The organism is Thioalkalivibrio denitrificans (genome assembly GCF_002000365.1).
Taxonomy (GTDB): domain Bacteria; phylum Pseudomonadota; class Gammaproteobacteria; order Ectothiorhodospirales; family Ectothiorhodospiraceae; genus Thioalkalivibrio_A; species Thioalkalivibrio_A denitrificans.
Window position 1 is genome coordinate 80,195 of the sequence record NZ_MVBK01000001.1, and the last position, 19,172, is coordinate 99,366.

Sequence of the window (19,172 nt, forward strand, 5' to 3'; positions counted from 1 at the left end):
ATCCATCGTCACGCGAAGATGGTGGCGGCCTGGTTGAGCAGGAACATGATGAACAGCAGGAGGACCGCGCCCACGACCACGGTCACGCCTACCTCCATCCACTCGGCCTTGCCGTTGCGGGCTTCGTTGAACTTGGACAGTCCCGTGTAGGCGACCCAGATCAGCGCTACCACGGACAGCGCCAGGCCAAGCACGATGGCGCCGTCACGGATGTAGCCCCGGATGAACGCGAGCCAGTTCCCGCTGTCGGCGGGTACGCCATCGGGCGCCACGGGTGTGGGGAGACCCTGTGCCAAGGCCGGACCCGCCATAAGCATCAGCCATCCAAGGACGGCGAACATGCACAGGTAACTGGCCCCCCACATGGGACGGTGGCGGAATGGCGACGAAAGGTGCTTCTTCATTTGCAGGCCCTCCATGGGCAGGTGGTCATGGACGAACGAAAAATCCGATCAAGAGGACGACGATCGCCGCGCGGATCACCACCCACATGAAATCGAGCAGGGTCGCCCGGTCGTCATGCCAGGATCGGAATTGCCCGTACGCCACCCATCCCAGCCAGGTGAGGTAGAGCGCCGAGGCGACGAGGGCGATCACCAGCAGCACATCGGCGTGGGAGACTCCGGAGGCGGAGCTGAACGCGTTGATCTGGTTGCCGTCCACGCCCTGTCCTAGCGTCGGTAGTCGCCCCGCAGGGGCGGCACGGGGCGGGGCTCGGAGCGAGGCGCCTCCAGGTGTTCCCGGATGCCGAACTTGATTCTCTCGATGTCCTGGCGCAGCCATCCGTACTGAAACCGGATACGCGCATCGGGATTGGCATGGTTCTCGGCGGCGTCGATGAGGGGGGCCAACGCATCCATCTCATGGATGAGGCGGGCGAGCGCTTCGCGCTCCGCGTCCACGTTGCCTTGAGCCAGGGCGGCGGAACCGATGCAAACCAGCGCCAGGGCCGCCGATACCGCGATACAGGATCTGGCACAAACACTCATGGTCATGGCTCCACAATTGCGGGTGCCGTGCATCGTCTCCATGCCTGAAGACTCCGGCAAGCGAAAACCGTTATTGAATTCGTGACAGTTTTTTCGACGTCCGGAGGGCGTTACAGGTACTTCTTGAATGTGCGCGCCGTCACCGCGATCGAGACAGCAGTGATCACCGCGAAGGGCAGGATCACGAAGTTCGGGTGAATGCTGACCGGCAACCCGAGATAGACCACCCAGGGAAGCACCATGCTTGGCAGCACTGTGCGCTTGGCGTGGTGGTAGAGAAACGAACTTTCGCGTGCTCCGCCCCAGCGCCGCAGATCCCGCTGGGCCAGCCCGTCCACGAGCGCCGCGAGGCCGAACAGGACGAACACGGGCAGGGCGAGCGTGAGTACAGCGAGACGCAGGAAGAACAGCTGGGTGATCGTCATGGCGGCGATGACGTGGTCGGAGATGACGGCAAAACCCGAACGGAGTCCCGCCTGCATGCGCCCCCCTTGGAGGTCAACGGGCTGATTCAGCCATATCACCAGGTCATGAATACGTGTCCATTCAAACAGCACCCTGTAGGATTGCTCCGCGAACCGGGCGGCGTAGAGGGCAGGCTCGGACACCAGGATCGAGCGGCTAAAGTCCTGATTGATGTACCCGATCTCGTTGTCCAGCATCCGCCGGCTGTGGTCGACGCCCTCGTCGGGCCACCACAGCCACATTCCCACCCATTCCGAGATGATCGAAAAGACGAGGGCGACGAACAACCAGGCCAGCACGTTGGCCGATGTTGAAAGGGCTCTGCTGACCGCACCCTGGTTCGCAGGGTGACTGGCCTGTGACTGGCGTTTGGCGGCGGACGCCATCAGGCGTCATCCTCCACCGACGCGCCTGCAGGGGCGCCCGGGATGACGTCTGCAGTTTGGATCGTGGTATCGCCTCCCGGTGCCGGACCGCTGGCCGGTCTGGGCACCGGCTCGGTCACCCACCAGCGGTCACCTGTCACGTAATCCCGGCGCATTTCCTCCGCGATCTGCTGCAGATTGTCCGGCATGGCGGCATCACGGCCCGGATCAGGCAGCGGCATGCGGATCTTGTAGAGCTGGCCGCCCTCTATGAGTGCGAACGCCTGTCCCTTGGGCAGCGTCACGATGTCTGCCGGGGAGAGCAGGGGGGTTTCGGTGACGCTGACACGGTCCTCGTTGCGCGAGGAGAAGTGCTCCGCGGAACCCGGGTCGGCCGAGTCATTGGTGCCCGATACCTGCATCAGCGAGAATATCTCCACCGTAGGGAGCTGATCGGTCATCATCTTGGCCGTCTCGAATTCCTTGACCCGCAGCATGACCAGGGTGTTGAAGTTGCCCGCCACCTGGCCTGCCTTGGCGCGGTTTCCGATCCTGGCCTCCACGTCGCTCCAGGTCTGGGTGTAGGCGCTGACCTGGAACCCCGCGCCGCCGGCTTTGTTCAGCATCGGCACGAACTCGTCACCGATCAGTTCGTTGAACTCATCGGCATGCAGGGAGATGACCGGCGTCTCCGGCGCCGATCCCGTATCCGGCAATCCGTCGGCCGTGCCCGACTTGTAGATGCGGCCCGCGACGGACACCAGGTCGGCGAACATGGAATTCCCCACGGCCGCGGCCACCGTCGTGTCTGACATGGCATCCAGACCGACATACACAACACACTTTCTGCGGATCACGGACATCCAGTCGAAGATCGGCCGGGGGTCGTCGGCGTCGAAGTAATCCGGAGAGATCAGTTCGGCGGTTTTTCCGGTGGTGAGTTTTTCCAGCAGCGGCAGCAACGACGCGACGATCTTGTCGAAGTACGACTTGTCGTACTCGAAGGCGGACCTCAATCCATCGGCTACCGGGTCATAGAGATTGTGCTCCTTGATGTACTGCACCAGGGCCACGGTCCTTCGGGACCGTCCGCGCAGCGCGAGGGGCAGTTTGTTCTCGTTGACGCTCTCCTCGCGACGCGCGATCTCCTCCCGCCATCCATCCGGCGCCACGGTGGGAAGCCAGTGGTTGAAGTAGTCCGACAGCAGAGGCTCGATGTTCGTGATATGCCGCACGATCTGGTGGTAGTCCGGGCGCCGGCCCAGGGCCACCAGGGCGCGCGCCACGATGTTGGTGAAACGCCAGGCAAACTCGCGGAAGGCGGCCGAGTTTCCCTGGCTGGGCAGTTGGTTGGAGATTCTCGTGGCGACCTCGGTGATGCGCGAGAAGGACCCCACCGCGTTGTAGCGTGCCGAGATGTCCGGGTGACCCAGGTGGAACATGTAGAAGTCCCTCTCCCGGCCTGCCCGCTTGCACTCGGCGTACATGCGCCGCAGCAGGTCGGCGTCACCCTTGGGATCGAAGACGATGACCACGTCCCCACGGTGAACGTCCTGGGTGATAAGCACCTCCGCGAGCCGCGTCTTGCCGACGCGGGTGGTCCCCAGCACCAAGGTATGGCCTACGCGCTCACCGAGATCCATCCAGACCTGGTGTTCCTCTGGCTCGACCCCATGCAGGGCGGGCCGGCCGCCCACGGGAGGCAGAGGGGCAAGCGGGTTCCACCTGGACCTTGTCGCCAGCAGACGGGCCAGATGCCGTAATCCCGGCTTGGCCTCCCAGCTGGTCTCCCTTTCGCGTGCCCACCGGTAGAGCACGCCCGGCTGGATGTACTTCTGCACTTCGGGGCGAATCGTGTCCCGCAGCCGCTGGGTATGCTTCTGGGTCCACTGAAAGCCCAGGCCGAGAAAGAGTTTGCGCCTGCTCACGGGGATGCGGTCGGCCGTCACGCTGTAGGTCGGCAGGCGTCTGAGGTTGCGCTGATAGCGCAGCACCCGCAGGCCCTGTCGTGCCCGATGCAACGCAAACAGCGCAAGAAGGGAGGCCGCGACCCACGCAACGGCCGGCGTCATCATCAGGGCCCAGGGAGCGAGGAGGGCGATGAGTGCCGCGATGGCCCCGACAGCGGCCGGATACAGCTCCACCGGAGGACGCAGCAGGGCCTCGATGGGATGATGCTTAGCCATGTGCGGGGACTATTGGCGAAACCCGTCCCGGGTGATCAGCACCGGGTACACGGAAAGGCTCAGGTGCTCGGCCAGGTCGGACGCGGAGGCGGGCGTCATCGGGATGCCGCGGGCATGCTGGAGCACCGTGCTCAGGTCGTTCACGGTCTCGGCCTCGACCAGCATGCAAATCGCACCCATCTCGAGCAGATCGGACCGGTTCCCGGCGAGCCATCGCAAGGAAAGTTCATCCGATCCGATGAGGCAGAATGGCCGGCTGAGCCCCCGCAACCGGGCGGCTACCTCCGCTGCCGGCTGCGACGCGCCGAGGTGGCCGGGCCGCATCTGGGGTGTGCGGATCGGAAAGATGTCCATGTCGCCGGCCGGGCCGCCAGGACGGCCTGCGGGGGCCTCGTCCTGCGGACGCCAGCCATCCCCAAGCAGCGGCGCCATGTAGGGTGCGATCGACTCCGTTCTCGTCCCCTCGTGGATCACGGTGGTCTGAGCCCAGGTGCCGGGTGACAGGGCGGAAGCGAAGGCCACGGCGGTCGCGGCCAGGGTCATGTGGATACGCGTCCGCGTCATTGCATCCTTCCCAGGTGTCTGTTGACGTCGGCCCTGTAGTTCTCTGCACGATGCTTCGCCGCCGGGGTGTTCGCGGAGGCGTGATAGAGGCCTATGGCCTTCTGCCAGTCGCCCGTGCTTCGGTAGTGCTCGGCCAGGATCGTCGCGCCCACGCGCAGGTTGAAGTAGGGATCCAAGGCGGTCCACGGATCCCGCAGACGGTCCCCGTGCCAGCGCCAATTGACCTGCATCAGACCGATGTCGATGGAGCGCACTCCGCTGCGCAGATACCAGGTCAGGGCCTGGTGGGCCTCCTCCCGACCGCGAAACCGCTCTGCGCGCCCCTCGACATTGAGGGTCCACGGCCAGGGCCGAACGATCCCGGACGGCAGGAGCAAGGCGGATTCCTGCATGGCGACCGCGTACAGGATCCGGGGAGGGATGCCGTGTTCGTTGGCCACATCCACATAGCCTTGGGGGACCACATAGCTCGCCGCGGCCGCTGTACCGGCGTCGAGCATCATCTCGACCGCGCTGCTCAGCGCCGCGATAACGATGCCGCGTTGCACGGCCCTAACGCAGATCCGCCAGTCCAATGAGTCGGTTCCCTTCCATACTCCGGTGCAGTAGCACGGGCATGGGCCGATCCTGGTAGCCCAGAGACGCCAGACTGCCGCCGTCATGATTGAGAGTGATCTGGCGGGACCGGACCTTCTCCGGCGGGATGGAGTGCCTGGCTGCCCAGCGGCGGATGGCGTCATCGTCGCCTGCGCTGCCCACCAGGAAGATGTCGAGACCGGCGCCGCGCACGGCGCCGACGTGTCGCAACACGCTCTCCAGTGCTCCGTCGCAGGCCGCGCAACCCTCCATCATCGTGTACATCACAACACGATCCCCAAGACCCAGAGTCAGTCCGCTTTGTCCCGTGCGTTCTTCCGGTGCGGGGATCCGGCTGGAGTCCAGAAACGGGGCGACGGGGTAGAGTGTGCGGAAGGCTTCGCTGTATGCCCTCTGGAAGGCCAGCTCTTCCTCCACCCGCGCATATTCCTGGCGGGCGTAAATCTCGGCGTAGCGTCGGCGCTCCTCCTCGGTTCTCGCGTGAATGCCGAGCACCATGACCGGATCCATCCCCGGGCTCCAGGTGCCGCGGGGGCCGGACATGATGGACTCATAGCGCTCCCACTCCTCGACGGACAGGCCCCACAGCGTCGCGCGATCGGAAGACTGGCTTTCGCGCATTTGCGCCGCGGTGTCCTGTACGTTCCTCTTTTCGGTGTCTCTGACCGGTTGCGCCGACAACGAAGGCGCGATCAGCGCCGTGGCGAGGATGGCGCAGATCATGAGTCTCCCCGGGCTCACGGTGACCTCCTCGCCGGCTCGCAGCGGCAGCTCTCTCCGGTCGGGAAGAGGTAGACGGCCGAGGCATCCGGCATGGCGAGGTTGCGGTAGGCGACCGGTGCGGATGCGCACAGATCCCGGCATCGCGCATCAGCGGTTGCCCGTGTTTCGACGGCGGTCCGAGCCTCATTCTGCTGCGTTTCAAGCACCGCGATCTCGGCGCGGCTTTGCTCGATCTCGCGTTCCAGATTGGCTCTGTCCGCCGACACCATCATCGTGATGAAGATGAAGACCAGAAACTCACCGATACCCACAGCTTATCCTCCAGAAACATCCAGGGTGGCCGTGCGGCCACCTTGCTCAAAGACGGCCCCGTCCTTGCCGGCGGATACCAGGCGCCAGCCGTCATACGCGTCACCGGGACGCAGCCAGATGGTCTGGCCACCGGTGGTTTCGATCAGCACATAGGGCTTACCGTCCCACGTGTCGACGGTCAGCAACCTGCCACTGGGGCGGGGAGGCGGGGCGACGGTCTGCGCCGCTCGGCGCTGATGGCGTTCCAGAGACCCGATGCGCCCGGCCGCCGCGCTGATCGCGTCCGAGGCCTCGGCACCCGATACGCGCAGCTCCTCGACGCTCTTGGAGATGCGTTCCATGTCCCGTTGCAGATCTGAAAGGAGATCCTTGTCCTGACCGCTGCGTTCTCTGATGTCCGCGACCTCGCGGCCCAGCTCGGATAGAGCCAGATCGGTGCGAAGCAGCTCACTGGCGAGTGTTTCGAGGCGCTCGTTGATTTCGCGAATTCGGTCTTCACCGAGGTCGATCACACTTGGCTGCGGCTCGCCGGCCGGTTCCGTGGCTGTCGCGGCGGCGTCACTGTCCTCTGTCTGGCCGCCCCCCGTGGACAGCATGGCCACGGCGAACAGGACGACGATGAAAAGGGCGGCACCGGCGCCCATCCACTTGAACGGGGGTTGCCGCCCGGAATCCTGCTGCTGCTCACTCATCTCAGTGCTCCGATGTGTGGGCGAGGCGGTCGCGCCAGTGCTGACCGACGATTTCCACGGCCTGCGCATGGCTGCGGGCGCCAGCATCCTCCGCGGTGGGTATGCGCAGCGTCACGCCGGATAGCAGGAGGTTCATGTTGGGCGACCCATTGATATGCCCGAATGCATGGGGATTCGCCTCGAGCAGCGCGACCAGGGCTTGGTCCGGAGTCACCCCGGGCAGGTGTATGGCAGAGGCGATTGCACTCAGTGTTTCACCCCGGAAGACGGGGCCGTAGCTTTCTCCCGGTATGGCTGTATGAGGCGGGCCGGCCCTATGGGCAGGGGTGGGCGCCCGCGCCGGAAGATCTTCAACCGATGTCCCGGGCGGTTTGGTGGACATGCTGACAGGTGAGGGGCTGGCAGGAGGGACGGGCAGTGTCACCCGATACTCATCGCGATAACGGCTGCGCAGTTCGTAGGACACCAGTCGATGCACGGGATCGACCACGAGGCGCCAGACCGGCCCGGCCAGCACGCCGAGGGCGCGTTCGAGTGTCACAGGTCCAAGCTCGCGGTGCACCTCAGGCAGAGGCCTGCTCAGCAGCACAAGGAGCGCGGGTTCGGCGTCATGGGTATCGGCGAGGCTGTAGCCACTGCGGGCCAGCAGGTGCGTGATGGCGCCCCCCACGGTGGTCACCCGTGCGGGGAAGTGCACGAGCACGATGACTTCCAGCGGGTTGATCTGCTCGGTCGTGGGCACGGGCTCCAAGGTTTGATACCGTCCAATCCGGACGTCTTCGGCCTGGGTGGTACCGGAGAGGACCATGATGGCCGCCAAGGCGGCACTTCTGATCTGCTTCATCGCGCGCTCCGTTCCTCCGTTGAGAAATGCCCACGCCCTTGTGGGCGTGGGCGTCCCTGTGAGGGGAGTGATGACTCCGGATTGGCGGTTCCGAGGTCAGGCGCATCCTTGCCGTGATCGTGCGCGACGGCAATCGAAAACCGTTACTGAAATCCAAACAGTTTTTTCAAAGAGGCGGGACAGAGGCATTTCCTCAGCCGCATCGGCTCAGGAGATGCCCCTGAACCGGGGCAGGGTGGAACAGGTGTTCATGCGCGAGCCGTCCCATGTTCTGTCAAATGGGACCGGCCCTGAGTTCTGGGCCGCCTGGCGGCCTCTGATTCCCTCGCCTGCACCGCCGGATTCGGCTCTCCCGTCAACCAGCCTTTCCGCGTATTCAGTCGATCCTGAAAATGAGGGAAGCAGGATCGCAAACAGATCGGGCGCGTCACTTCGCACAAAGGGGCCCGTTCCTTGCCGGCGACGGGCGGCCGGTAGCGTTGAGAAGGCCAGAGACCTTCCCCAGGAAATCGTCTGGACATGGGGATTGCCTGGGGAAGGTCTCTGGCCGCTACCTGCGGGTTGTGCGTCTGCGCCCGGAATTGGAAGTGCGGTGGCCTGACGCAAGGCGTGTTGCGCGGCCACCGAGGGTAGAAAGAGAGATTGCGCAGTATCGCCCTCTGCGCGAAGTGCCGTCCGACCCGCCAGGGACTAGGGTCGGACGAAGTATGGACCGAAGCATCCCTGCCTCCCCTCCTCCTCCCGGCCCGTAGAAGGGTTGCTCTGTGAGATGCCGGCTGGCGCCGGCGGGTGCCGCTTTGACCCAAGCGGCCAGGGGGAATGCATCAACTTGAAAAAATGATAGCAGGAATCCGCATGCGAAGTCGTCCACTGCAAGACTGTCTGGGTGTGAGTCATCCACGCCCGGACGCCGCATGCGATGCGGGACGAAGGACTGCTCCAACGTCTCGGACGCAGCCTGTACCGGCTTGCCGATCTGCCGCTCCTGGGCAATCCCGGCCTTGTGGTGGTCGCCCTGAAGGTGCCGAGCGGTGTCGTCTGCCTGATCTCGGCGCTGACCTACCACGATCTCACCACCCAGATCCTGCACGTGGTCTGTCCGGCCCTACCGCGCGGCGGATAACCTCCGCGCCTGGAGCTTCAGCCGCCTTGCGGCCAGACAGCCCGGGGATCAGTGGCTATTGAAATGTTACGACCGTTACATTATAGTTGCCACCATGAACACACTTAATTGGTTACTGCTGACCTACAAAGTGCCGCCCGAGCCGGCGAAGAAACGCATCGCGCTCTGGCGCAAGCTCAAGGGCATGGGCGCCATCTACCTGCAGAACGGTGTCTGCCTGCTGCCCAAGACCGACGATCACACCCGCCGCCTCAAGATCATCGAGAACGAAATCAACGGGATGGCGGGTGAATCCGTTCTGCTGGAAACGGTGGCCCTGGACCGGGCGCAGGAGGAGAAGGTGGTCGGGCGCTTCATGGCCGACCGTGATGAGGAATACCGCGAGTTCCTCGGCAAATGTGCCGACTTCGAGTCCGAGATCGCCAAGGAGACGGCGGCGAACCACTTCACCTATGCCGAGCTGGAAGAGAACGACCTCGATCTGAAGAAGCTCCAGTTGTGGCTGGAGAAGATCGCCAAGCTCGACTTCTATGGCGCCCCTCTGGCGGCCGAGGCGGCAGAACGCTTCAAAGGCTGCGAAACCGTGCTCGACGCCTACGCCCAGCGGGTGTTCGAGGCCCACGATGAAAACCGCTGACTTCACCCCCAATAACGAGAACCACGCCATGGAACTGACCATCCTCACCTGGAACACGCTGTTCGCCGGCCGCGACGACGCCGACGACTGCCGCGCCCGGGCGCAGGCGCAACTCATCAACGAACTCAAGCCCGACGTGTTTCTGATGCAAGAAGCCAAGGGCTTTGACGCCAACGGCGGTGCCTGGCTCTACGCACTGGAACAGCAAATCGGCATGCGCGGGTTTCTGGCCATTGCTCCGCGCACCGGGCAGAACATCGCCATCTTCATCCGCGCACCGCTTCAACCGCTGAGCTTCGAAGCTGACAGTGTGCACTTTCATCACACGCTGGCCACGCTGAAGGTTGCCTTGCCCGGCAGTGATCAGCCGATCACTTTCATCAGCGCCCACCTGTGCCCCAACGGGCCCGATGTGCGCCGCCGCGAAGCGGCCTATCTGGCGGTGCACGCCGCGCCGGAGAAACGGACGCTGATCACCGGCGACTTCAACTCGGCCTCTCCGCACGATCCTGAGCCCGAAGACTGGGCGATACTCGCGCCGCATCACCGCGCCCGCTACCTGGCCGATGACCTGAAGGGCATTGACCGCAGCGTGCTCGCCCATCTGGAGGCGGCCGGCTGGGTCGACCTGGGTCACCAACTGGATGCTGCGACAGTGCCCACCGTGCCCACGCCGGCCTATCGCGATGCCGAGTTTGCCACCATGCGCTGCGACTACCTGCTGGCGTCCAGGGCGTTGGCCGCCTCAGCACGCAGCTGCCAAGTCATCCGCAATGACATCACTGATGCGGCCTCCGACCATTACCCGGTGATTGCCACGTTCGAGGTGTAGTCATGCACGACGCCTGGGGACATGGACTTGTCGACGCTGTTCAAAGTCGCCTGACTCTATGCGTCGGCGAGAGGGGGCAGGAAATGACTGAACGCAAGGACGACGCCAAGGCTGAACCGGCCGCTGCCGCGCCGAAACGCTGGCTCAATCGCACCGTGGTCGGCGCCGGCATCACCAGCGCGCTGGGCGATTTCTGCTACGAGACGACGACGGTCATCCTGCCCGGCTTCCTGGCCGTCCTGGGTATCCCGGCCGCCGTGCTCGGCGTCATCGAGGGGATCGCCGATGCGGTGGCGTCGTTCACCAAGATGGTCTCTGGCTACATTGCCGACAAGCTGGGTCACCGCAAACTTCTGGTGCTGGTCGGCTACGGGCTCACGCCGCTGGGTCAGGCTCTGATCGCGCTCGCCCTGGCCTGGCCGCTGATTCTGCTCGGGCGGACGGTGTCCTGGTTTGGCAAGGGCCTGCGCGGCCCCCTGCGCGATGCCATTGTGATCCAGGCGGTATCGCCGCAAACGCGCGGGCGCGCGTTTGGCTTTCATCGCGCGGCGGACACGGTTGGTGCGGTGCTCGGGCCGCTGCTGGGAGTGGCCTTGCTCGGGCTCGCGCAGGGCTGGCACTGGAGCGACGATGCCGGGCCCTTCCGCTTCGTGCTGTGGTTATCGCTCATTCCCGGTGTGCTGGCGGTACTGGCTTTTCTCACGCTGGTGCGGGACCCGCAGCATTCGCCGAATCCGGCGCTGAAGTTCTTCGGTTCGCTGCGTGGGCTGCCGTTGCGGTTCAAGCGTTACCTTGGCGCCGTCGGCCTGTTCGGGGTCGGCGATTTCTCCCACGCCTTGTTGATCCTCGCCGCCACCACGCTGCTCACCCCATCGATGGGCGTGGTGCAGGCGGCGCAGGTGGCCGGCTTGCTCTATGTCTGGCGCAATGTGGTACAGGTCGCCGCGTCCTGGCCGGTGGGCTGGCTGGCCGATCGGATCGGGCATTTGCCGGTGCTGGTGGCGGGCTATGTGCTCGGCACACTCATGGCGCTGCTGACGGCACTGGCCTTCTGGCAGGATGTTGAGAGCGTGCCGCTGTTGGCCGGCATCTTCCTCATCGCCGGTCTGTACGTGGCGGTGCAGGAGGCGCTGGAAGCCACCGTCACCGCCGCCATGGTGCCGCGCGAGACGATGACCATGAGCATCGGCGCACTGGGCACGGTCAACGGCGCGGCCAAGTTCGTCTCCAGCGCCACCGTGGGCGTGGTATGGACCGCCGTCTCACCGGTGCTGGGTTTCGGTCTGGCAGCTTTGTTGATGGCGGCCGGGACACTGGCGCTGCTGCGCGTCAAGGGAAATTGACCGCTAATCCGACCATAGCGCGACGCGGGCAGAGCGCACCGGAGCCGCCGCCGACCGCGACTGCAGTGGCGCGCATGAGCCCCGCCCGGTTCGAGCAGGCGTTGCTGGCGCGGCTCGCGCGGGGTGAACACGTGGTGCTCTACGGCCCGCGCGGTGCCGGAAAATCGGCGCTGGCCCGACGCCTCCACGACCACTTCGCGCAGCAGGGCATTCCCTGCGGTCTTGCCACGGCCACGGCCTGCCTGAACGACATCACCCAGGCGTTCGCGCAGGCCTATCCGGGCGTCGACCAGCAGGCCCTGCCGCGACGGTGGGCGAGAACCCGTCTCACCGCGGCGGCGGATCGCCACGAGGGCGTGCTTCTGCTCGATCATGTGTCGGTGGTGGGGACAGCCGCGATAGGCTTTCTGCGCCGACTGCGCGGCGGCATCGCCGGCGTGCTGCTCATCGTCGACACCGAAAAGGAAAGTGAACAGCGCCGCCTGCGTGCCCGTCATCTGGGAACCTGCGCCATCCCCATGCGGCTCACTCCGCACGCCCAACTGCGGAGCCTGTGGCGTGAGGTGTGTGCGGGCCAGGGGCTCCCCACGCTGGAGCCGCATTACGAGCGCCAGCTGCTGCGTGCCGCGCGTGGCCGGCCCGGCTGGTTGCTCACCTGCGTGCAACTGCTCAAGGAGGGTGCTCATTGGCGCGACGGCCTGCTACATGCCTCGGTGCTTTGCCTCGATACGGAGGCATTGCTGCGGCACGGGAAACGCCTGCGCGGCGCGGGTGCTGCAGGCACCGAATAGCATTACTGCAAGGGAAAAGGTGACAGCAGCGAACGACGCAATGTCGTGCGGGATGCGACCGAATTACTGACGCTGGTGCACGTCAGAAACGGCAGAGAACAAAGGTGACGGCGATGCTGACCGGTGTAACGTGCAGAAAGGTCAGATTAACGAGTTATGGGTAAAGTCCATACTGGTGTCACTGCCAGGCGTAGCGACGCAAGTAGACACCTTTCATGGCTTGGGTCAGCCCCATGTAGCCCAGCAGAATCAGCGGCAGAAACACAAAGTACAGCGGTGGCAGTGCTTGTAGCTTGAAGTGTTCTGCCAGCGGCCCCGTCGGCAGGAAGATGCCAACGACCATGATCATCGCTGTCATTACCAGCAGCGGCATCGCAGCCCGGCTCTGGATGAAAGGGATCTTCGGTGTGCGGATCATGTGCACAATTAGGGTCTGCGTCAGCAGGCCGACGATGAACCATCCTGACTGGAACAGAGTTTGCACTTCCGGCGCGTTGGCACTGAATACGAACCACATGATGGCGAAGGTGGTAAGGTCGAACACCGAGCTGATCGGACCGAAGAACACCATGAAGCGGCCTATGCTGCCTGGCAGCCAGCGCAGCGGCTTCTTCAGCAGATCTTCGTCCACGTTGTCGAACGGGATGGCAATCTGCGAAATGTCGTACAATAGGTTCTGCACCAGTAGGTGGATCGGCAGCATGGGCAGAAAGGGGAGGAACGCCGAGGCGACCAGTACCGAGAACACGTTTCCGAAGTTGGAACTCGCTGTCATTTTGATGTATTTGAGCATATTGGCGAAGGTGCGGCGACCTTCCAGAACGCCTTCCTTAAGCACCATCAGACTCTTTTCCAGCAGGATGATGTCGGCCGCCTCCTTGGCGATATCCACCGCCGTGTCGACCGAGATGCCGATGTCGGCGGCACGCAGCGCCGGGGCATCGTTGATGCCGTCACCCACGAAGCCGACCACATGGCCGTTGGCTTTCAGGAGACGCACGATGCGCTCCTTGTGCGCGGGCGTGAGCCTGGCGAAGATGTTATGGCTCTCTGCGGCTACCGCCAGCTCTCTATCGCTCATGCGCTCGATATCGCCGCCCAGCAGCACACCATCTTTCCCGAGGCCGACCTCGTGGCAAATTTTGGCCGCCACCAGTTCGTTGTCACCGGTCAGCACCTTGACCGCAACTCCATGTTCGGACAGCGCGCGCAGCGCGGGTTCGGTCGACTCCTTTGGCGGATCGAGGAAGGCGACATACCCGATCAGGGTGAGTTCGTGCTCGTCGGCGACGCCGTAGGTTTCCTTGCGCGGCGGTAACTCCCTGGCTGCCACCGCGACCACGCGCAGGCCATCTTCGTTGAGGTCGGCCGTCACCCTGCGGATGCGGGCAAGCAATTCCGGGGTCAAAGGCTCGATCACCTCACCATGCCGCACCTGGGTGCAGACAGCGAGAATCTCCTCCACCGCACCCTTGCTGATCAATTCATGATGGTCCTCCCGTTCACTGACCACCACCGACATGCGGCGACGGGTAAAGTCGAAGGGAATCTCATCGACCTTACGATAATTGCGCGCCGGATTGAGTTCCTGGTGCACCTCGATATGCTCCAGTACCGCCACATCGAGCAGATTCTTGAGGCCAGTCTGGTAGTAACTGTTGAGATAGGCCATCTCCAGCACATCGTCGGACTCCTCACCCCAGACATCGACATGGCGTGCAAGAAAGATCTTATCTTGAGTGAGCGTGCCGGTCTTGTCGGTGCACAGCACGTCCATGGCACCAAAATTCTGGATCGCATCCAGCCGTTTGACGATGACCTTGCGCCGGGACATCATCACCGCGCCCTTGGCGAGCGTAGACGTGACGATCATCGGCAGCATCTCGGGCGTGAGGCCCACAGCGATGGACAAGGCGAACAGCAACGCCGCTATCCAGTCGCCCTTGGTGAAGCCGTTGATGAAGAGAACCAGGGGCGCCATTACGAGCATGAAACGGATCAGAAGCCAACTCACTTGGTTCACACCCGTCTGAAATGCGGTCGGGGCACGGTCGACAACCGTGACGCGTCGGGCAAGAGAACCGAAGTAGGTATGGTTGCCGATTGCGACGACCACTGCCGTGGCCGAGCCGGACACGACATTGGTGCCCATGAACAGTATGTTGTCCAGTTCCAGCGGATTGACAGCCTTGGCATTGCGCTGGATGGAAAACTTCTCCACCGGCATCGACTCGCCGGTCATGGCGGCCTGGGCCACGAAGAGGTCTTTGGCGCTGAGTACGCGGCAATCGGCAGGGATCATGTCGCCCGCCGACAGGACTATCACGTCGCCGGGCACCAGCAGCCTGATCGGCACCTCCTCGCGGTGGGCCGATTTACCCTGCGGGCGGGTAGTGTAATGCGGATATGCTGGTGGTGCCGTATCTTCTTCGGAGCCATCGCGCCGGATGACGGTCGCTGTGGTACTCACCATGGCCTTGAGTGCCTCCGCGGCCTTGTTGGCCTTGGTCTCCTGCCAGAAGCGCAGCAAGGTGGAGAGCGCCACCATGGCGCCGATCACGACTGTGGCCTCAATGTCCTCGGTGAGGTAGGAAATGACCGCAAGCAGGGTCAGCAGCAGGTTGAACGGGTTACGATAGGCCAGCCAGAGATGCTGTCGCCAGGTCAGAGGTTTTTCGTGTTCGACTTCGTTGGGGCCGACGCGCTTGCGAACGTCTGCGGCCTGCGCTTCGGACAACCCATCGACCTGGCCGTCGAGTTGTTTGAGCAACGCCTCTGTGTCGGTGGTCGCTGCCGCGACCAGGGTCTTGGTCAACGCTTCGGGAACCACCCGGCTCACGCCGGTCTGCGTCAGAGTGTCGAGCAGCGCCAGGCGCTGGAAGTGGCGGGCGATGCGGCGAGTACGCAGGAAGCCCGCGAACAAGTGTTTCAGCAGTCTGGCGTTCATGCTTGGCTCCTATGCCCATCGGGCTACTCCGTCGTACTCGCACTCCAGAATGCCTGCCGCACACCGGGCAATGCCGCTATTCTGCGCACCAGCGAGTCCAACTCGTCGCCATCGACCGATGTCACGGTGAGGGTAGCCTCGATCTCCACGTCATCATCACCGAAGGCGTGGACCTCCAGATCGCGCACCGGGTAACGGCCACTCTCCAGATTGCTTTCCAACACCTTCATGACCTCCTTCTGGCGCTCCTTGTCAGCGATCACGTAAACCGTGTTGGTGACCTCCACCGACTCAACATCGAGCGGCTGCCGGTTAATGGCGTTGACGATGGGGCGCAGCAAAGTGTTGGCCGATAGGACGAACAGGGTTCCCAGCACGGCTTCAACAAGCATTCCTAGTCCCGCCGACACACCGACGGCGGCCGACCCCCACAAGGTCGCGGCGGTATTGATGCCGCGAACATTGCCCTCCTCGCGCATGATGACGCCAGCCCCCAGAAAGCCCACACCAGAGACCACATAGGCCACCACGTGGAGTGGGCTGGGCGTTCCACCATATATAGAGTGAAAACGCATAGCGATATCGACAAAAAGCGCCGCACCGACAGCAACCAATACGTTGGTGCGTAGCCCCGCCGTGCGCTGGCGATACTGGCGTTCCAGGCCGATGACGGTGCCGAGTACGAAGGCGGTCACCAGGCTCGCCAGGGTATTGAGCGATGCCAGAAAATCGAGATGTTGGATAACGTACATGATACACCCGCAAAATTGAGGCCCAGCCTAGCTGGGCCTCATGAACGGATTGTTACATCCTCAAACCGCGTTCCCGATCAGCAGTTCGCCCAGAAACGCATAGGCGATACCGAAGTAGATGAACACGCCCAAGAGGTCCATGACCGATGTGATCAGCGGTGAGGACAGCGTCGCAGGATCGGTGCCGATACGACGCGCAAGGAAAGGCAGCAGCGCGCCGATGACGCCGCCGAGCACCGTACATACCAACATGCTCAGGCCGACCACTATCAGCACGTCGAAGCCGACGCCCTTGGCGAAGTACGCGAGGATCACCTCGAGCACCGCAATTGCCGCACCTAGCGCCGCCGCTATCGGCAGTTCCCGCTTGATAATGAACCACACGTCCTGCCACTTGAGCTTGAGTTCGCCCAGCGCCATGGCCCGAATGACCAGGGTGGCCGACTGGCTGCCGGTATTACCGCCCATATCCACGATCGGCGCGATGAACGCGGCCAGCACGATCATCTGCGTCAGTATTTCCTCCTGCGCGGCCACGAAGGTGCTGGTCAGGATGCCGAAGAAGGTCAGGATCACCAGCCAGAACACGCGCACCTTGAACATCTGCGAGAACGGCGAGGCGAGCACGTCCAGGTCGGGACCGCCCAGGGTGGCCGTGCCTCCGAAGCGGGCGAGCTGGGTCGCATCCTGCTCCTTCTCGATGTCCATCGCATCATCGACGGTAACGATGCCGATCATCCGCTCGCCACCATTGATCACCGGCAGTGCCAGCAGGTCATAGCGCCGAATCAACTCTACAGCCTCGGCACGCGGCCACTGGGCACGGGCGAATATCGGATCGCGACGCATGATCTCTCCGATGCGCGCCTTGCCGTCGGCAAGCACCAGCTCGCGCAAGGAAACCGTTCCGAGCAGCTTGTGGCCGTCTTCGAGCACGTAAATGACGTAGATCGTCTCCTTGTCCGGCGCGGTGGCGCGGATGTGGACCAAGGCCTCCGTCACCGTCATCCGCGGCGAGACCTGCACGTAGTCCGAGGTACTCACCGAGCCGACCGTGCCTTCCGGGTATGAGGCCAGCCTCAGGATGTCGTCTCGCTCGACCTTCGCCAACGCCGGGAGCAGCTTTTCCTTGGCCTCGTCGCTCAGACGGTTATACAGGTCGGCCCGGTCGTCGGACGGCATATGCTCGAACAGCTGCACCACCGCCTCGCGCGGCATGGAACGCAGCAAGGCGTCCTGGCGAGCTTCCGAGAAGTGGGCAAACAGCTCGGCACGCGCCTGGGGCTTCAGCGTCATCAGCAGCGACAGCGTTTCTTCCGTGTTCAGAATGTCGAGCGCCTCGACCAGATCGGACGGTGGCGTGTGCTTGACGATGTGGGCGATGGCCACGGCATCGAGTGATCGGGCAAGGCTGCGAACGGAAAACAGCAGTTCTTCGCGGTTCATGTTCTTTCTCCTTCTACGAAATTCCGGATACGTCTTCAGTGCAGGAAGGCCGAGCTGACGAACACCAGGCCGACGGTGAATAGGCACGTGTCCGCCCAGCGCTCGATGGCACTGCCGACGCTAGCGTCGATCTGAACGCGACCAGGCACGAGCTCGTGACGCAGGCCGAACTGCCAGTTCGCCCGCTCGCCCGACGTGCCATAGGTTTCCAGAGACGCACGCGTGGCGCCTGCAATCTCAGCGTCGTAGGCCAGTCCCCAGGTGAGACGGGTACGGTGAGGCTGCCCGTCCCGGTCGTGCAGGGCGCCCAGGTTGAGGTGCAGTAGCTGCGCTTCGCCGGCCAGCGGAATCGTCGCAATACCGTTGAGGAAGGTTTCGCGCGCCTCGCCTTGATGCACCTGCTGGCCACCGAGAGCGACGGCAAGGCCCGTTTGCGTAACGTCGTGGGCGCGCAGCATTTGCTTGATCTGCCACTGGTGAACCGTGAAGGCAGAGGCGCTGTCCTCGTGGACGCGCGAGCCGCCGAGCGAGAACTCCGTGCTGCCAAACGGGTTGCAACCCGGATTCAGCCAGGTGCCACGGCTGTCGCGCGTGCGCTCGATCCAGACTTCGAGCTGGCATGCGCCCGCCTCGATGATGTCTACATCGTCGGTCGCCATAGGCCGGCCGGCGTGCGCGGGAAGGACCATGGATGCCCAGATCCCAACGAGGAGAGCGCGAAGAGCGGTGGTTTGGGGCGACACGCCGAAAACGCGTGCGCTGAACAAGGAACGGGCGTAATGGCTCGTGAAGAAGGAAATGATGTGCAACATGGGCATGCTCCTTTCCGGCCTTCACAGGGCCGCGGGCATGCCCGATCGGTCAGACCATGGGCAAGCCCCGACGCCCACAAGCCGGTAATGGGGTTACGGGACACAATGTGTTCAAGCGACAAGATCGACTAGGGTCTGGGTTCATGGTGGTTTCCGGTTGGTTGATGAAATGCGTTCGGACTCAAACGGTTGGTGCGTTTGCAATGCCGATGCGCCGAATTCGCGTCAGTGCCGTCCTCGCGTGCAAGGACGGCACTGACACCGTGTCACATAGCGAAAAACAGTGCATACGAAGGGCATGCACGCCTCCCGGACAGCGCGCGAAGGCAATGACCACACCCGCGCAGCCTGGATTGAGGCTGCAAAGCGCGATCACATGGGAAGCGGCGGAAAGGGGCCGAAGACCGGCCGAATGACACCACTACCCGCCAATTAGGCAAGGTAGTGGCGAAGTGAGGAACTCGCGATTACCTTGCCTGTGGTTCGCCGATACTAGGTCGACTACTGGAACTATCCACAGGAAAAACTCCGCAATTGAGACGGCCGGGATTCTAATCCATCACAGAGTTGACAACAACTCATTTTATCCAGGACCGGCCCGGCTGGCTGCTCACTTGCGCGCAACTGCTCAAGGAGGGTGCCTATTGGCACGACGGACTGCTGCATGCCTCGGTGCTTTGCCTCGATACGGAGGCATTGCTGCGGCATGGGAAACGCCTGCGCGGCGCAGACGCCCCCGACGCCGAATAGCA

21 protein-coding genes are annotated in these 19,172 nt (G+C 63.5%); 6 read left to right on the top strand and 15 right to left on the bottom strand.

Going from position 1 to position 19,172, the window contains the following annotated elements:
* Positions 1 to 8: 8 nt before the first annotated feature.
* From B1C78_RS00345 to pilL2, 11 genes are all read right to left on the bottom strand, one after another.
* Positions 9 to 404: a TIGR03745 family integrating conjugative element membrane protein gene (locus B1C78_RS00345; RefSeq protein ID WP_245795247.1), complete on the bottom strand. Its 396-nt coding sequence runs from the start codon at positions 402 to 404 to the stop codon at positions 9 to 11.
* A gap of 25 nt (positions 405 to 429) precedes the next feature.
* On the bottom strand, positions 430 to 663 hold the full coding sequence (locus B1C78_RS00350; protein WP_175628178.1) for a TIGR03758 family integrating conjugative element protein: 234 nt from the start codon (positions 661 to 663) through the stop codon (positions 430 to 432).
* A gap of 8 nt (positions 664 to 671) precedes the next feature.
* Positions 672 to 989, bottom strand: a complete 318-nt coding sequence (locus tag B1C78_RS00355) for an integrative conjugative element protein, RAQPRD family (RefSeq protein ID WP_077277218.1) — start codon at positions 987 to 989, stop codon at positions 672 to 674.
* 110 nt (positions 990 to 1,099) lie between these two features.
* Positions 1,100 to 1,840, bottom strand: a complete 741-nt coding sequence (locus B1C78_RS00360) for a TIGR03747 family integrating conjugative element membrane protein (protein WP_077277160.1) — start codon at positions 1,838 to 1,840, stop codon at positions 1,100 to 1,102.
* Entirely contained in the window at positions 1,840 to 4,005 is a 2,166-nt protein-coding gene (gene traD, locus B1C78_RS00365; RefSeq protein ID WP_077277161.1) for a type IV conjugative transfer system coupling protein TraD, read from the bottom strand. Before traD ends, B1C78_RS00360 begins: the two co-directional genes overlap by 1 nt.
* A gap of 9 nt (positions 4,006 to 4,014) precedes the next feature.
* Positions 4,015 to 4,569, bottom strand: coding sequence for a PFL_4695 family integrating conjugative element protein (locus tag B1C78_RS00370; protein WP_077277162.1), 555 nt, complete (start codon positions 4,567 to 4,569; stop codon positions 4,015 to 4,017).
* A complete protein-coding gene (locus B1C78_RS00375) occupies positions 4,566 to 5,072 on the bottom strand; it encodes a lytic transglycosylase domain-containing protein (RefSeq protein WP_245795248.1) in 507 nt (168 codons plus the stop codon). The genes B1C78_RS00370 and B1C78_RS00375 overlap by 4 nt, the downstream gene beginning before the upstream one ends.
* Before the next feature lie 49 nt (positions 5,073 to 5,121).
* The gene (locus B1C78_RS00380; RefSeq protein ID WP_175628180.1) at positions 5,122 to 5,907 is read right to left on the bottom strand and encodes a TIGR03759 family integrating conjugative element protein; all 786 of its coding nucleotides are present in this window, start codon (positions 5,905 to 5,907) and stop codon (positions 5,122 to 5,124) included.
* Positions 5,904 to 6,200 carry a hypothetical protein gene (locus B1C78_RS17535; protein ID WP_175628181.1) on the bottom strand — a complete coding sequence of 99 codons (297 nt, stop codon included), beginning with the start codon at positions 6,198 to 6,200 and terminating at the stop codon, positions 5,904 to 5,906. Before B1C78_RS17535 ends, B1C78_RS00380 begins: the two co-directional genes overlap by 4 nt.
* A gap of 3 nt (positions 6,201 to 6,203) precedes the next feature.
* Positions 6,204 to 6,893, bottom strand: coding sequence for a hypothetical protein (locus B1C78_RS00385; RefSeq protein ID WP_077277165.1), 690 nt, complete (start codon positions 6,891 to 6,893; stop codon positions 6,204 to 6,206).
* Position 6,894: 1 nt separating this feature from the next.
* Positions 6,895 to 7,737, bottom strand: a complete 843-nt coding sequence (pilL2, locus tag B1C78_RS00390; protein WP_245795249.1) for a PFGI-1 class ICE element type IV pilus protein PilL2 — start codon at positions 7,735 to 7,737, stop codon at positions 6,895 to 6,897.
* A gap of 919 nt (positions 7,738 to 8,656) precedes the next feature.
* Between pilL2 and B1C78_RS00395 the strand changes: the two genes are divergently transcribed.
* From B1C78_RS00395 to B1C78_RS00415, 5 genes are all read left to right on the top strand, one after another.
* Positions 8,657 to 8,860, top strand: coding sequence for a type IV toxin-antitoxin system AbiEi family antitoxin domain-containing protein (locus tag B1C78_RS00395; RefSeq protein WP_175628182.1), 204 nt, complete (start codon positions 8,657 to 8,659; stop codon positions 8,858 to 8,860).
* Between the two features lie 94 nt (positions 8,861 to 8,954).
* Positions 8,955 to 9,497, top strand: a complete 543-nt coding sequence (locus tag B1C78_RS00400; RefSeq protein ID WP_077277166.1) for a Chromate resistance protein ChrB — start codon at positions 8,955 to 8,957, stop codon at positions 9,495 to 9,497.
* On the top strand, positions 9,484 to 10,329 hold the full coding sequence (locus B1C78_RS00405) for an endonuclease/exonuclease/phosphatase family protein (RefSeq protein WP_217697978.1): 846 nt from the start codon (positions 9,484 to 9,486) through the stop codon (positions 10,327 to 10,329). The genes B1C78_RS00400 and B1C78_RS00405 overlap by 14 nt, the downstream gene beginning before the upstream one ends.
* Before the next feature lie 83 nt (positions 10,330 to 10,412).
* Entirely contained in the window at positions 10,413 to 11,672 is a 1,260-nt protein-coding gene (locus B1C78_RS00410) for an MFS transporter (RefSeq protein ID WP_077277168.1), read from the top strand.
* Between the two features lie 74 nt (positions 11,673 to 11,746).
* Positions 11,747 to 12,463 carry an ATP-binding protein gene (locus B1C78_RS00415; RefSeq protein WP_077277169.1) on the top strand — a complete coding sequence of 239 codons (717 nt, stop codon included), beginning with the start codon at positions 11,747 to 11,749 and terminating at the stop codon, positions 12,461 to 12,463.
* Between the two features lie 178 nt (positions 12,464 to 12,641).
* Here the strand turns inward: B1C78_RS00415 and mgtA are convergent, their stop codons facing one another.
* The 4 genes from mgtA to B1C78_RS00435 are packed head-to-tail and all read right to left on the bottom strand — an operon-like array spanning position 12,642 to position 18,420.
* Positions 12,642 to 15,410, bottom strand: a complete 2,769-nt coding sequence (gene mgtA, locus B1C78_RS00420) for a magnesium-translocating P-type ATPase (RefSeq protein ID WP_077277170.1) — start codon at positions 15,408 to 15,410, stop codon at positions 12,642 to 12,644.
* Positions 15,411 to 15,433: 23 nt separating this feature from the next.
* Entirely contained in the window at positions 15,434 to 16,162 is a 729-nt protein-coding gene (locus B1C78_RS00425; RefSeq protein ID WP_077277171.1) for an MgtC/SapB family protein, read from the bottom strand.
* Between the two features lie 60 nt (positions 16,163 to 16,222).
* Positions 16,223 to 17,608 carry a magnesium transporter gene (gene mgtE, locus B1C78_RS00430; protein ID WP_077277172.1) on the bottom strand — a complete coding sequence of 462 codons (1,386 nt, stop codon included), beginning with the start codon at positions 17,606 to 17,608 and terminating at the stop codon, positions 16,223 to 16,225.
* Positions 17,609 to 17,643: 35 nt separating this feature from the next.
* Positions 17,644 to 18,420 carry a hypothetical protein gene (locus B1C78_RS00435; protein WP_139349749.1) on the bottom strand — a complete coding sequence of 259 codons (777 nt, stop codon included), beginning with the start codon at positions 18,418 to 18,420 and terminating at the stop codon, positions 17,644 to 17,646.
* A 567-nt stretch (positions 18,421 to 18,987) separates the two neighbouring features.
* Here B1C78_RS00435 and B1C78_RS17290 point away from each other — a divergent pair.
* A complete protein-coding gene (locus B1C78_RS17290) occupies positions 18,988 to 19,170 on the top strand; it encodes a hypothetical protein (RefSeq protein WP_139349750.1) in 183 nt (60 codons plus the stop codon).
* Positions 19,171 to 19,172: the final 2 nt, after the last annotated feature.

Coding starts and splice junctions, on each gene's coding strand:
- B1C78_RS00345 (WP_245795247.1), bottom strand. CDS start 404: ATGAAGAAGCACCTTTCGTCGCCATTCCGCCACCGTCCCATGTGGGGG.
- B1C78_RS00355 (WP_077277218.1), bottom strand. CDS start 989: ATGAGTGTTTGTGCCAGATCCTGTATCGCGGTATCGGCGGCCCTGGCG.
- B1C78_RS00360 (WP_077277160.1), bottom strand. CDS start 1,840: ATGGCGTCCGCCGCCAAACGCCAGTCACAGGCCAGTCACCCTGCGAAC.
- traD (WP_077277161.1), bottom strand. CDS start 4,005: ATGGCTAAGCATCATCCCATCGAGGCCCTGCTGCGTCCTCCGGTGGAG.
- B1C78_RS00370 (WP_077277162.1), bottom strand. CDS start 4,569: ATGACGCGGACGCGTATCCACATGACCCTGGCCGCGACCGCCGTGGCC.
- B1C78_RS00375 (WP_245795248.1), bottom strand. CDS start 5,072: ATGATGCTCGACGCCGGTACAGCGGCCGCGGCGAGCTATGTGGTCCCC.
- B1C78_RS00385 (WP_077277165.1), bottom strand. CDS start 6,893: ATGAGTGAGCAGCAGCAGGATTCCGGGCGGCAACCCCCGTTCAAGTGG.
- pilL2 (WP_245795249.1), bottom strand. CDS start 7,737: ATGAAGCAGATCAGAAGTGCCGCCTTGGCGGCCATCATGGTCCTCTCC.
- B1C78_RS00395 (WP_175628182.1), top strand. CDS start 8,657: ATGCGGGACGAAGGACTGCTCCAACGTCTCGGACGCAGCCTGTACCGG.
- B1C78_RS00400 (WP_077277166.1), top strand. CDS start 8,955: ATGAACACACTTAATTGGTTACTGCTGACCTACAAAGTGCCGCCCGAG.
- B1C78_RS00405 (WP_217697978.1), top strand. CDS start 9,484: ATGAAAACCGCTGACTTCACCCCCAATAACGAGAACCACGCCATGGAA.
- B1C78_RS00410 (WP_077277168.1), top strand. CDS start 10,413: ATGACTGAACGCAAGGACGACGCCAAGGCTGAACCGGCCGCTGCCGCG.
- B1C78_RS00415 (WP_077277169.1), top strand. CDS start 11,747: ATGAGCCCCGCCCGGTTCGAGCAGGCGTTGCTGGCGCGGCTCGCGCGG.
- mgtA (WP_077277170.1), bottom strand. CDS start 15,410: ATGAACGCCAGACTGCTGAAACACTTGTTCGCGGGCTTCCTGCGTACT.
- B1C78_RS00425 (WP_077277171.1), bottom strand. CDS start 16,162: ATGTACGTTATCCAACATCTCGATTTTCTGGCATCGCTCAATACCCTG.
- mgtE (WP_077277172.1), bottom strand. CDS start 17,608: ATGAACCGCGAAGAACTGCTGTTTTCCGTTCGCAGCCTTGCCCGATCA.
- B1C78_RS00435 (WP_139349749.1), bottom strand. CDS start 18,420: ATGTTGCACATCATTTCCTTCTTCACGAGCCATTACGCCCGTTCCTTG.